Origin of the sequence: Polynucleobacter sp. AP-Reno-20A-A9 (assembly GCF_018882085.1) — a bacterium.
Lineage (GTDB): Bacteria > Pseudomonadota > Gammaproteobacteria > Burkholderiales > Burkholderiaceae > Polynucleobacter.
Genome location: NZ_JACVPB010000005.1, coordinates 1 through 13,677 on the forward strand (window position 1 = coordinate 1; position 13,677 = coordinate 13,677).

At 46.9% G+C, this 13,677-nt stretch carries 10 protein-coding genes; 4 read left to right on the top strand and 6 right to left on the bottom strand.

The features are described from left to right. Window positions 1-96, top strand: a 96-nt coding sequence (locus tag ICN39_RS05745; protein WP_216233278.1) for an IS3 family transposase, incomplete at its 5' end; no start/stop codon positions are given. Between the two features lie 107 nt (window positions 97-203). On the opposite strand, the gene ICN39_RS05750 is transcribed toward ICN39_RS05745, so the two are convergent. Genes ICN39_RS05750 through ICN39_RS05770 form a run of 5 tightly spaced genes read right to left on the bottom strand, consistent with a single transcriptional unit; the run spans window position 204 to window position 7,210 of the window. Next, the gene (locus tag ICN39_RS05750; RefSeq protein ID WP_216233112.1) at window positions 204-995 is read right to left on the bottom strand and encodes a hypothetical protein; all 792 of its coding nucleotides are present in this window, start codon (window positions 993-995) and stop codon (window positions 204-206) included. A gap of 50 nt (window positions 996-1,045) precedes the next feature. Continuing rightward, a complete protein-coding gene (locus ICN39_RS05755; RefSeq protein WP_216233113.1) occupies window positions 1,046-3,172 on the bottom strand; it encodes a M3 family metallopeptidase in 2,127 nt (708 codons plus the stop codon). A 52-nt stretch (window positions 3,173-3,224) separates the two neighbouring features. Then, entirely contained in the window at window positions 3,225-4,079 is an 855-nt protein-coding gene (gene folD, locus ICN39_RS05760) for a bifunctional methylenetetrahydrofolate dehydrogenase/methenyltetrahydrofolate cyclohydrolase FolD (RefSeq protein ID WP_216233114.1), read from the bottom strand. Window positions 4,080-4,094: 15 nt separating this feature from the next. Then, window positions 4,095-4,742, bottom strand: a complete 648-nt coding sequence (locus ICN39_RS05765) for a response regulator transcription factor (protein ID WP_072582210.1) — start codon at window positions 4,740-4,742, stop codon at window positions 4,095-4,097. Window positions 4,743-4,777: 35 nt separating this feature from the next. Then, entirely contained in the window at window positions 4,778-7,210 is a 2,433-nt protein-coding gene (locus ICN39_RS05770; RefSeq protein WP_255532323.1) for a PAS domain-containing sensor histidine kinase, read from the bottom strand. Window positions 7,211-7,505: 295 nt separating this feature from the next. Between ICN39_RS05770 and aceE the strand changes: the two genes are divergently transcribed. Genes aceE through lpdA form a run of 3 tightly spaced genes read left to right on the top strand, consistent with a single transcriptional unit; the run spans window position 7,506 to window position 13,307 of the window. After that, on the top strand, window positions 7,506-10,202 hold the full coding sequence (gene aceE, locus ICN39_RS05775; protein ID WP_216233116.1) for a pyruvate dehydrogenase (acetyl-transferring), homodimeric type: 2,697 nt from the start codon (window positions 7,506-7,508) through the stop codon (window positions 10,200-10,202). Between the two features lie 15 nt (window positions 10,203-10,217). Then, a complete protein-coding gene (aceF, locus tag ICN39_RS05780) occupies window positions 10,218-11,516 on the top strand; it encodes a dihydrolipoyllysine-residue acetyltransferase (protein WP_216233117.1) in 1,299 nt (432 codons plus the stop codon). A gap of 9 nt (window positions 11,517-11,525) precedes the next feature. Beyond that, window positions 11,526-13,307, top strand: coding sequence for a dihydrolipoyl dehydrogenase (gene lpdA / locus ICN39_RS05785; protein WP_216233118.1), 1,782 nt, complete (start codon window positions 11,526-11,528; stop codon window positions 13,305-13,307). A gap of 71 nt (window positions 13,308-13,378) precedes the next feature. Here the strand turns inward: lpdA and ICN39_RS05790 are convergent, their stop codons facing one another. Further along, window positions 13,379-13,630: a hypothetical protein gene (locus ICN39_RS05790; RefSeq protein WP_216233119.1), complete on the bottom strand. Its 252-nt coding sequence runs from the start codon at window positions 13,628-13,630 to the stop codon at window positions 13,379-13,381. Window positions 13,631-13,677 lie beyond the last annotated feature (47 nt).

Here is a 13,677-nt window from a genome sequence, read left to right on the forward strand (position 1 = left end):
GAATATATCCACTACTACAACCATGATCGAATTAAGCAAAAACTAAAGGGACTGAGCCCGGTAAATTACCGAACTCAATCCCTCGTGCTAACCTAACTAAACTGTCCAACTTTTGGGGGTCAGTTCAATTGAGTGGCTTTTAACTTATCTCTCAAATCTAATTGATGCTACTGTTATAAAAGTGGAGCCTAGAGGTAGATTGCTTAATTCGTCTTCAGGTTGTCTAGCATCTGCAATGATTCTTGGAGTTTACGGGGCTCTACTGGGTTCCAGCCACGGTAGGGCGATACGGCGATAAATAAAAATATCACTGCAGTGACAATACACAATGAAGCTATAGATAAAGATACTTTCATTGCTTTAATGCTTTCCAGATGGACTATACCTACTGATAACAGTAGTAGGAATGAGAAAACTGGAATCGATGGCCATTTTTTAAGGCTATCGTTATCGTATGCCAGTGATTGTCTAACTTGCCGGTCATGGCGGATGGTTCCAATGGCTGACAGGAGCTGACTTTCTATACCGCTACTTTGATTGGGCTGATAGGCGATGTCACTGATGATTTTATTTAAAGCTAAAAATTCTGGCGTTGAAATTCCACGCTTACTGGCATCTCTACTTTCCATGGCAGGCCATTCTTTTTCGATGACTGCGGCCAGATAGTTTTTCATTCCTGAGATTATTTTTACCTGATCTTTCGCAGGAAGTACTGTCGCTGTGCTTACTATGGTTTCGACTGCATTTGATTCGGTTATGACATTTGAGATGGCTGATTGATGATGTTCAAATGAGTAGCTCGCTAGGGTGGAGATTGCAAGGCCGAAAATAAAGGAGGTAATGGAAAGAAAGGAAGGCACTACTGCATCTGAATCATGGAGCCATCGCGAAATAGGCGAATCATTCAGTGTCCAGTAAATTGCATAAGCAACGCCAGCTGTTATCAGCGTTGTTGCGACAATTAAAATTAGTAATTCAGTAGTGAAGAGGCTCATTGAATGCTTATAAATTGGTTATTTAAAGATTGACACTATGAAACTCGTTGTTAAGCGAGTCCACCGTGTCTTAGCAGGGCATCGATACTAGGCTCTCTACCTCTAAAGGCTTTAAAGGATTCAGCAGCAGGGCGACTACCGCCAACCTCTAAAATCTCTTCTCGGTAACGAGTGCCAGTCTTTTCATCAAGGACGCTGCCAGTGAGCTTTGCCGCTTCTTCAAAGGCAGAGTAGACATCAGCTGATAACACTTCTGCCCACTTGTAGCTGTAATAGCCTGCTGCATAGCCGCCAGCAAAGATGTGGCTAAAGGTGTTGATCCAACGAGAGATGGCTGGTTGTGGAATGACGTTAAATTGATCGGCAATCGCTCTGGATAGGTCTAATACTGCGTGACCTTGAGCATTCTTCGCATCAAAGCTCGCATGTAAGCGCCAGTCGGTGAGAGACATGACGATCTGACGCAGCGTCATATAACCATTCTGGAAATTCTTGGCGGCGAGGATCTTCTCGAATAATTCTCGTGGAAGAGACTTACCAGTCTCGGCATGCGCTGTCATTTTTTCCAATACCTCCCATTCCCAGCAGAAGTTTTCCATAAACTGGCTTGGTAACTCTACCGCATCCCACTCAACCCCATTGATGCCTGAAACGCCTAAAGCGCTAACTTGAGTTAGTAGGTGGTGCAAACCATGGCCGCTCTCATGGAAGAGGGTGATGACATCATCGTGAGTAATGGTAGGTTGACGTAAAACTCCCTCTACCTTGACTGGCGGTGCAAAGTTGCAAACTAAGTACGCAACGGGTACTTGAATTTCACCATTAGGCAAGACCCTTCGGCCGCGTGCGTCGTCCATCCAGGCGCCGCCTCGCTTGCCAGGGCGAGCATAGGGGTCTAGGTAAAAATAAGCCACGATATTGCTCTTGGCGTTCTTAACCGAGAAGGATTGCACGTCAGTATGCCAAGTGGGTAAATCTGCCGATTCAATCTTCACGCCAAACAAAGTCTGAATGACTTGGAAGAGCCCATCTAATACTTTAGGCAGAGGGAAGTATTGCTTGAGCTCATTCTCTGAAAAGGAATAGCGTTCTTGCTTCAATCTTTCGGAGGCAAAAGCAACATCCCACGGCTCCAATCCATCAACAATAGATAGCTCTGTCTTGGCAAAATCAGATAGCTCTTGCCAATCCTTTAATGCAAATGGTTTTGCTTTCTGTGCAAAGTTGGTCAGGAATGAGTCAACCTCATCAACACTGCTAGCCATCTTCGGAGCCAAACTTAGGGCGGCATAGTTTTTGAAACCCAGCATACGCGCTTCTTCGTCGCGCTGTCGTAATTGGTCAAGCATATTCTGAGCGTTGTCCCAATCCAATTTACCCTTGGCGTATTGAGGCGCAAGCTCTGAAGCTCGCGTGACATAGGCCTCGTACATCAAGCGACGCAGCGCCCGATTTTCTGAATACTGCATAACGGGGTAATAAGAGGGGAAGTGTAGAGTAAAGGCCCAACCCTGGAGGTTCTTCTGCTGGGCAGTATCTGCAGCAGCTTCAATAGCGTCCTCAGGCAAACCTACCAAATCAACTTTATCAGTGATGAGATGAATAAAACCATCAGTAGCATCTAGAACATGATCTGAAAAGGCTTTACCTAAGCTTGCTTGCTCATCTTGAATTTGAGCAAAGCGCGGCTTGTCTGCATCACTCAACTCAGCTCCACCCAGACGAAAGTCTCGTAAAGAGTTTTCAATCACTTTCTTCTGCGCAGTACTCAGTTTTGTAAAGTCAGGAGCTTTGCTGAGTTCTTTAAACTTTTTGTAGAGCTCTAAATTTTGCCCAAGACTCGAAAAGAAGGCAGTGACCTTAGGTAGCATCTCGCCATAGGCGGCGCGCAACTTCGGGGTATCAGCAACGCTATTAAGATGAGAGATCACCCCCCATGACCTACCAAAAAACTCAGTAGCATCTTCTAGGGGCTCAGCCAAGGCGTCCCAAGTCGATGGAGTGCTTGGATTGACTGCTATATCTACTGCATCTTGTGCATGCTTGAGCAAATACTCAATCGCAGGTGCAATATGCTCAGGCTTCACTTCTGAGTAAGCTGCAATGCCACGACCAAAAGTCACTAAAGGGTTATTTTGTAATTCTGCTGGGAGAGGGCTGGAGAGGGATGTAGTCATCCCTCTAGCTTAATGGACTGAGGGCAATTTTGCCAAAAGTCCCAGTAATTCCTTAGTGCTTGGCGGCTTTTTCAGCTGCTTCTAAGGTATTCATTAAGAGCATGGTGATGGTCATCGGGCCTACACCACCTGGAACCGGGGTAATCCAGCCGGCAACATACTTGGCAGTATCAAAATCCACGTCGCCGCAGAGCTTGCCATCAGGTAGGCGATTAATACCTACGTCGATGACAACGGCGCCATTTTTCACCATATCACCAGTAATCATTTTAGGTTTGCCAGTGGCAACCACCAAAATATCGGCATCTTTTGTGTGATGAGCAAGGTCACGCGTTTTGCTATTACAGATGGTGACGGTTGCACCGGCTTGTAATAAAAGCATAGCCATTGGCTTGCCCACAATATTAGAGGCGCCCACAATAACAGCGCGAGCACCGCGGATAGGGTACTCAATGCTTTCAAGAATCTTCATGCAGCCATAAGGCGTGCAAGGTTTGAATTCTGGTTGACCAACCATCAAGGCACCAGCATTTGCCACGTGAAAGCCATCGACATCCTTTTCTGGGGCAATCGCTTCTAACACTCTCTCAGAAGCGATATGTTCTGGCAATGGTAATTGCACCAAGATGCCATGAATCACCGGATCTGCATTCAGTGTGGCAATACGAGCGAGTAATTCTTCTTCGCCAAGTTCTACAGAATAGCGCTCTAAAACAGAATGAAAGCCAACATCTTCACAGGCTTTTACTTTATTGCGCACATATACCGCGCTGGCGGGGTTGTCACCAACCACAATAACCGCCAAACCTGGTCTAGTGCCTTTGGCAGTAACAATGGCGCCGCGTGCAGCAATTTCAGTGCGTAGTTTTTTGGAAAGGGCGTTTCCGTCTAATAATTGAGCTGGCATAGAAAATCCCAGTGATTAATTAGGTTGTGGGTCAGATAAGGCCAGGCGGAGCAGGTCTGCTACCGTATTGACGTTGAGCTTCTCCATGATGTTGGCGCGGTGTGCTTCAACAGTCTTAATTGAGATGCCGAGGTCATCAGCAATTTGTTTATTCAAGCGGCCTGCAACAATGCGCTCAAGAACTTGACGCTCACGACCAGTTAACTTGCTGAGTAAGCTCTGGGTAATTTTGCGTTGACTGGCTTGTGAATAATCGATGCGCGCTTTAGCAAGCATGCGATCCACTAAACCACACAGATCATTTTCTTTAAAAGGCTTTTCAATGAAATCCACTGCACCACGCTTCATGGTGGAGACAGCCATCGATACATCGCCGTGACCAGTAATAAAAGCAACTGGCATGGGCAGGTTTTCGCTAGTTAAGCGCTCCTGCAATTCAAGGCCTGACATGCCAGGCATGCGCACATCTAGAATGGCGCAAGAAATGGTGGATTTATCGGTGCTTTGCAATGACTGTAAGAAACGTTCTGCGCTTGCATGGCAACGTACAACATAGCCATTACTTTCTAATAGCCAAGTAAGCGAATCTCTTACTGCTTCGTCATCATCAACTACATAGACAACTTCAGCTTGGTTTGGTTTTGCAGTAGCGCTTAAGTTCATATCAGTTCTCGCGAGGTAAATCTTTAAATTCGAAGTTAAACAGCACCCTTGGTTCCAGGGGATTCCAACGGTAGAAGTATTGTAAAGGTGCAGCCAGCCAGCTTGGTTTGTTCTGAGTCTTGAACATTGGTAGCCCAAAGTCTGCCATGGTGAGATTCAATAATGGAGCGGCAAATATTGAGCCCCATACCCATTCCATCAGACTTTGTGCTGAAAAACGGCTCAAATATGCGTTCCAGAACGTTTTCCGAGATACCGCCCCCAGCATCGGTGACCTGGATTCTGAGCATGGCGGGGAAGATGCTGGTGTCTAAATCAGCGCTAATCCGAACCGGCGGCGCTGACCAACGGGAGGAAAGGGGGTAAGCCTCACGGACGCTATCCAGTGCATTTTTCAATAGATTGACAACAACCTGCAGGATCAGCACTGGATCCAGGTCTACTACAGGCAGATTTTCGGCAATTTCCGACGCAATGACTAAGCGATGGCGGTGGGCTTCAATTTCAACCAAACCAACAGCATCATTAATAATTTCGACAATGTTCGCAGCTTTACGTTGAGGCTCACTGCGTTTTACAAAACCCCGAATGCGCTGAATGATAGTGCCGGCACGATGGGCTTGGTCAGAGGCTTTTTCTAGAGCCGGCAAAATTTCTTTGGTCAGGGCAGGGTCTAGATGCCCATCTAAACGCTTAGCAACACCCATGCAGTAGTTGGATATGGCTGAAAGAGGTTGATTTAGTTCGTGAGCTAAAGAGGATGCCATTTCACCCATTGTGGTGAGACGACTGGTGAACTGCATACGTTCTTGTTGCTGTAGAGCTAAATCATCCGCTTCTTTACGAGCGGTAATGTCGGTGGCAATCAATAGCTGCGCAAGATGCCCATCTACCCAAGGGATGTAACGACGTCTAACTTCAAACCATTGATTATTGACATCGCCTAGCTGAACTTCTTCTGACTCGGACTCTTGATACAAAAATGGCGTTGGAATTCCTGGGGGGGAATCCTCAAGATCCTCTGCGATAGCTCGCATTGTCATGTTGGTTGTATCGCTGCCCGCTAATTGGAAGTGACCTTTAGAGTTGTCTCCAAAGCGCTCCCTATAAAAACGATTAGCAAATAGCAGGGCGTTAGTCTCCAGCGAGACCACTGACACAGCGGCGTCTAGACTTTCTAGAACGGTGGTAAAGCGATCTTGAGAGGCAGCTAATTCTTCACGAATCTTCTTAGGTTCAGAAATATCAATTAAGGAGGTAACCCAACCAGTCTGCTTCCCTTTTTCATTTATAAGAGGAGCAATAAAGGTACGCGTCTGTATTAAGGTGCCATCTTTTTTTAAGACCACCCCTTCGATGCCGACCCTCATCACATCGCTGATCTCGGATTTCATTGCCCGATTCATTTTCTCAATAAGCTCATCCCTTCGGCCATCAGGCCAAAATGGAAAGGGTGGAGTGAGACCTATTAACTCTTCGGATGTCCAGCCCGTCATTTCGCAAAAAGCTCTATTTACATAAGTAATGCGCTTTTGCATATCGTGCGCACGAATACCCACGGGGGCAGAGTCTTCCATGGCATTGCGAAAGCTCGTTTCTTTGCGCAGACTTGCTTCAGCCTCTTGGCGAACTTGCATTTGCTTTAGTACGGACCACAGACTCCAAACTACGAATGCGCTTAATCCCAGCACGACACCAATCAACATCCTAAACGTGAGATTGGTTGGTGGAGGATAGGTATCAATGCGTAAATTAATGTTTGGACTTAAGACCCCAATGTCTAAGCTCGTCTGATTGCTAAACGCCCTCTTAGGGGTATCTCTATCTGAAGAGATGCCTAACACTCTTTCATTGTCGGTGAGCAAGGTAAAGCGGTAGTGGGATTTCAGTTCGCTGGGTAGGATATCCAATATCCCTTGAGTGGTATAGAGGGCTGCCAAGAAGCCAACCACTTCTCCGCCAACAATATTGGGCACCACTTGCCATAAAACGATTTTTCTATCCGTCGCGATTGGTGCGTCACCCGGTAGATTTAAGGAAACAAACTGACTGAAGGCTGCTCGACTGGTTACTCGACTCAACTCAATAGTTGATGCAAGACTGGAATTAACCAATTGATCATTTTGAGTTTTGCTAATCCAATCTGATTTGTTGCTTTCAGCCGGTGCGGACCATTGCCGCTGATTTTCATTGTTAAGCCAAATGATTTTGACGATCTCATGATTATTTAAAACAAGATCCTCTGATTGCTCGCGCGCAATTTGCCTTAGCTTAGCTTGATCTTCACTTGCAGCCACTTCTCGATTAATGGTTGTTAGTGCATCGAGGTTGCTGGCAAAACGCGATTGAATGCGCTGTTTGGCAAAAGAAAGCTCTCTAAATAAAGCCGCTTCCTGTTGGTTTTTCTCTTGTAAATGCAGCGTTCCCAAAATAATGCCCATGACTGCTGTAAACAGAACAATGGCCAAAAGAGGGGTGTAAACAATCCTGAATCCGCGTATTTTGCGGAGCCACCTGAAGGGGCTGAGGATTAGGCTGGAAAATGCTGTTTTTCTCATGAATACAGAGCATTTTGCCTTACTTGCCTGTTTATATAGCCAATTCTGCCCACTATTTGGCTTCTTATTTGCACCGCAATAAAATACCGCATTATGAGAAATACTATCATTATGTGGAAAATTGCTTGTTTACACCCATATACCTTCCTAGAATATTGCCTATAGAGTTAATGACAAATTAAGCACTATTCAATGGAGACAGAAAATGGCAGCAGTTCCAGACCAAGTATTAGGTAAACAGAGCACCCAGGATGCGGATCCAGGTGAGACTCAAGAATGGTTACAAGCGCTCGATGGCGTTATTCGTAACGAGGGCCCTGAGAGAGCTGCCTATCTCATCGATCAACAAATTTCTCATGCTCGCGTAAACGGAGTGGTGCAGCCATTTCATGCTGAGACTCCTTACATCAATACTATTCCCGTTGAAAATCAAGCGCGATTGCCTGGCGATCAAAATGTGGAACATCGCATTCGTTCATACACTCGCTGGAATGCAATGGCGATGGTTTTGCGTGCGAATAAAGACACAAATGTTGGCGGACACATTTCTTCATTCCAGTCAGCGGCTACTTTATATGACGTTGGCTTTAACCATTTCTGGCATGCACCATCTCCTGAGCATGGCGGAGATTTAATATTTGTGCAAGGTCACTCCGCGCCAGGTGTTTATGCGCGTGCTTATATGTTGGGTCGTCTCGAAGAGGGTCAACTGAATAACTTCCGCCAAGAAGTTGGCGGCAAAGGTATCTCTAGCTATCCACATCCTTGGTTGATGCCGGATTTCTGGCAGTTCCCAACGGTATCGATGGGCTTAGGCCCAATCATGGCCATTTACCAAGCACGTTTTATGAAGTACCTCACAGACCGCGGCTTCATTCAGGAGCAAGGTCGTAAGGTTTGGGCATTCTTGGGTGATGGCGAAACCGACGAACCAGAATCATTGGGTGCGATTGGTATGGCTGGTCGTGAAAAACTCGACAACCTCATATTCGTTATCAACTGTAATTTGCAGCGCCTAGACGGACCAGTGCGCGGCAACGGCAGCATCATTCAAGAGCTCGAGGGTGAGTTCCGCGGCGCAAGCTGGAATGTGATTAAGGTTGTGTGGGGCGGTCAGTGGGATGCTCTCTTTGCGCGCGACAAAAAAGGGATTTTGATGCAACGCCTTGGCGAGATCGTCGATGGCCAGTACCAGACCATGAAGTCCAAGAATGGCGCCTACGTTCGTGAGATCGTTTTCAATACTCCAGAATTAAAAGCGTTAGTAAGCGACTGGAGTGATGATGAAATTTGGCAACTGAATCGTGGTGGCCATGATCCACATAAAGTTTATGCAGCATTTCATGCAGCGGTAAACCATAAGAATCAACCTACCGTGATCCTAGCTCACACTATTAAAGGTTATGGCATGGGTGGTTCAGGTGAGGCGATGAACATTGCTCACCAAGCGAAGAAGATGAACGATGACGACGTGCGTCGTTTCCGTGATCGTTTTGAGATTCCCGTCAAAGATGAAGAGTTAGACGAAATGCCTTTGGTGAAATTTGCCGAAGGTAGCCCTGAGTTGGATTACATGAAGGCGCGTCGTCAAGAGTTAGGTGGTTACTTGCCGCAACGTCGCACTAAAGCGGAGAGCTTGCCAGTTCCTGCATTAGAAGTATTTGCGCCATTACTTGAGGCCACTACTGAAGGTCGTGAGATCTCTACAACCATGGCATTCGTGCGCATACTTAATACAGTAGTGCGCGATAAGGTTTTAGGTAAGCGGGTGGTACCGATTGTTCCGGACGAGTCCCGTACCTTTGGTATGGAAGGCATGTTCCGCCAATTAGGAATTTGGAATCAATTAGGCCAGCTCTACACGCCAGAAGATCACGATCAATTGATGTTCTACAAAGAGGACAAGACAGGCCAAATTCTGCAAGAGGGTATTAATGAGGCGGGTGGTATGTGCGATTGGATCGCTGCCGCAACTTCTTACTCTACACATGGTGTACCCATGTTGCCTTTCTACATCTTCTATTCGATGTTTGGTTTCCAGCGTATCGGTGATTTAGCTTGGGCTGCAGGGGATATGCGTAGCCGTGGTTTCTTGCTCGGTGGTACAGCCGGAAGAACCACCTTGAATGGCGAGGGCTTACAGCACGAAGACGGCCATAGTCATCTTTGGAGTGGTGCGGTACCAAACTGCATCAGCTATGACCCAACCTTCTCATTTGAATTGGCTGTAGTGATTCAGGATGGTATGCGTCGTATGTTGGAAGTTCAGGAAGATGTGTATTACTACGTTACTTTGATGAATGAAAACTATTCACACCCAGGAATGCCCAAGGGTGCGGAGAAAGACATCATCAAGGGTATGTATAAGCTTAAGTCCGTTGGTGATGACAAGGCAAAACTACGCGTACAACTCTTAGGCTCAGGAACGATCTTCCGTGAGGTGATTGAAGCGGCAGAGATCCTTCATAAGGACTGGGGTATTGCTTCAGATTTGTGGGGTTGCCCAAGCTTTACTGAACTAGGTCGTGATTGGACTGCGGTTCACCGTAGCAATCTATTGAACCCAAGTGCCACACCAGCGCTCTCTCATGTAGAGAAGTGCTTAAAAGACACTTCCGGCCCAATCGTTGCGGCTACTGACTATGTTCGTTTATTTGCCGAGCAAATTCGTCCAGCAATCCAGCACATGGGCCGCCGTTATGAAGTGTTGGGTACTGATGGCTTCGGTCGCTCTGATACTCGTGAAAAACTCCGTGACTTCTTTGAAGTAGATCGTCGCTGGGTCGTTCTGACTGCCTTGAGATCTTTGGTTGATTCCGGTCAGCTTGATCGCTCTAAGTTGGCTGAGGCAATTAAGAAGTACAACATCGACGCCACTAAACCAAACCCAATGACGGTTTGATAAGAGATAAATACTATGAGTCAAATAATTGAAATCAAAGTCCCAGATATCGGTGACTATAAAGATGTACCAGTCATTGAAGTCTTGGTTAAGCCTGGTGACAAAGTTGAGAAAGAACAATCCATCGTGGTCCTGGAGTCTGACAAGGCCACCATGGACGTTCCTTCATCACACTCTGGCATCGTCAAAGAAGTCAAAGTGAAGGTGGGCGATAACCTTTCTGAAGGTTCGGTCGTGGTGATCTTAGAAGGTGGAGCTTCTGGCTCTGTAATTGCTCCCGCACCCACTCTTGCACCTGCACCTGCCGCACCAGCAACTAAAACTGTAGAGCCGCCGATTGCACGTGCACCAGCGCCTCCCCCAATTAGCAATACTCCTCCGCCAGTTGATGCCGCAGTAAGTCATGCAAGTCCATCGGTGCGTAAGTTTGCACGTGAGCTTGGCGTTACTATTGCGCAAGTTAAAGGATCAGGCCCTAAAGGCCGTATTACCCAAGAAGACGTCCAAGCATTTGTGAAGGCGGCTATGAGTGGTGGTGCGGGTAGTCCTGCCGCTGCTTCTAGTGGCGGCAGCTTAGGTGGTTTGAATCTGATTCCTTGGCCGAAGGTTGATTTCACAAAGTTTGGTGAGATCGAGCGCCAACCACTCAATCGTATTAAAAAACTCACTGCAGCCAATTTAGGTCGCAACTGGGTAATGATTCCAGCCGTGACTTATCACGAAGATGCTGACATTACTGATTTAGAAGCATTCCGCGTTCTTACTAACAAAGAGAATGAGAAGAAGGGCGTCAAGATTACGATGCTCGCTTTCTTAATGAAGGCTGCGGTCGCTGCCCTGAAAAAATATCCAGAGTTCAATAGCTCTTTGGATGGCGATGATCTGATTTTGAAGAAATATTTCAATATTGGATTTGCAGCCGATACTCCAACTGGATTAGTTGTGCCAGTCATTAAAGATGTCGATAAGAAGGGCATCTTTGAGTTAGCTAAAGAAACCTCAGACTTGGCGGCTCTTGCTCGTGATGGCAAATTAAAGCCAGACCAAATGCAAGGCGCTAGCTTCACGATCTCATCATTGGGTGGTATCGGTGGAACGTATTTTTCACCAATCGTCAATGCTCCTGAAGTTGCCATTATGGGTGTGAGCAAAGCGGCTATGAAGCCAGTGTGGGATGGTAAGCAATTTGTGCCACGCCTCATTTGCCCATTGTCTCTCTCAGCAGATCACCGTGTAATTGATGGTGCTTTAGCTACCCGTTTCAATGTGTATATTGCTCAGCTCTTGGCCGACTTCCGTCGCGCTAGTCTGTAAGGGGGATCTATGACTAAGCAAACGATCCTCGTTCCAGATATTGGCGATTACTCAGATGTGCCTGTGATTGAAGTGCTGGTTAAAGTTGGTGACGTGATTGAAAAAGAACAACCGCTATTAGTTCTTGAATCCGATAAAGCAACCATGGAAATCCCAGCCGATACTGCAGGTACTGTTACCAGTATTGCAGTCAAGCCTGGAGATAAAGTAAGTAAGGGCGCTGTGATTGTGGAGATTGAGGCTAGTGGTGTTGCTCCTGCGTCTCAACTCGCTCCAGCAGCAAAACCTGCCGCACCAGCTGCACCTGCTGCTATTGCCCCTGCTCCAGTAGCAGGTCAGTACAGCGGTAAGGTTGATCATGAGTGTGAAGTGTTGGTGCTTGGTGCTGGCCCTGGTGGTTATAGCGCAGCGTTTCGTAGTGCCGACTTGGGTATGAATACCGTTTTGGTAGAGCGCTATCCAACTTTGGGTGGTGTTTGCTTGAACGTTGGATGTATTCCATCTAAAGCATTGCTGCACACCACCTCAGTCATGGACGAAGTCAAAACCATGGCTAAGCACGGCATTACTTTTGGCGCGCCGAAGATTGAGATTGATCAATTACGGGGTTATAAAGAATCCGTCATCGCGAAGTTGACTGGCGGCCTTGCTGGTATGGCAAAGGCTCGTAAAGTAAAAGTAGTGCGTGGCCTAGGCAAATTCTTGGATGCAAACCATGTCGAAGTTGAGTTAACTGATGGCACTGGCCAGGATCTCACTGGTAAAAAAGAAGTAGTGCGTTTTCAGAAGGCGATTATTGCTGCTGGTAGCCAGCCAGTGAAATTGCCTTTCTTACCAGAAGATCCACGCATTGTGGATAGTACTGGCGCATTGCTGCTGAAGAGCATTCCAAGGCGCATGCTCGTTATAGGTGGCGGTATTATCGGTTTAGAGATGGCGACTGTTTACAGCACGCTAGGCTCGCGCATTGATATCGCCGAGATGATGGATGGCTTGATGGCCGGCGCCGATCGTGATTTAGAAAAAGTCTGGGAGAAGTTCAATGCCGGACGCTTTGAAAAAATCATGCTAAAGACCAGAGCTGCTAAAGCAGAAGTAAAGCCTGACGGAATTCAAGTTTCTTTCGAGAGTGAGAACACACCGGCTGAACCACAAACTTATGACTTGGTATTGGTTGCGGTAGGACGTACTCCGAATGGCAAAAAGATTGATGCCGGTAAAGCAGGTGTGCAGGTGGATGAACGCGGCTTTATTCCTGTTGACAAACAAATGCGTACCAACGTCTCCAATATTTTTGCAATTGGTGACCTGGTTGGACAACCCATGCTGGCACATAAGGCAGTGCATGAAGGTCACGTTGCTGCTGAAGCTGCTGCTGGTGAAAAATCCTACTTCGATGCGAAGCAAATTCCATCAGTTGCCTATACCGATCCAGAAGTAGCTTGGGCTGGTTTGACGGAAGAGCAGTGTAAGGCTCAAGGAATTGCTTATGAGAAGGGCTTATTTCCATGGGCAGCGAGTGGACGTGCGATCGCCAATGGTCGGGATGAAGGTTTCACAAAACTCATTTTTGATGCCACCACTCATCGCATTATTGGTGGCGGCATTGTCGGTACACATGCTGGTGATCTCATTGGTGAAGTGTGCTTGGCTATTGAGATGGGTGCTGATGCAGTGGATATTGGTAAAACAATTCATCCGCACCCAACGCTTGGAGAGTCAGTAGGTCTTGCGGCTGAGGCAGCCCACGGACATTGCACTGATTTGCCGCCAGTGAAAAAGAAATCTTAAGTAGCGCTTGACGAACAAAAAAGCCCCGAGCAATCGGGGCTTTTGCATTTCACCATCCATAAAAACAGATTCTATAAAATCAGTTTCGGATTGAGCTCACGAATACGCTCATCCACATAGTAGCCTCCGCATTCCGTATATCGAAGATATTTAGCCCCACAATGCTTGCATTCATATACGTCAGATTTATTGTATGGATGGAAGGGGGTTGAAATAGGGGCATTCTTAGACCAGATAGTCATTCCCTTGGGGAGATCTTCTTCCCAGCATTCCGGAGCATCTTCGACCCTCAGGGTTCCAACGCACTCCAGAGAATTTGTCATGAAACCACCCGGGATGCTTTCCCAGCCCTCACAGCTCAGTGACTGAC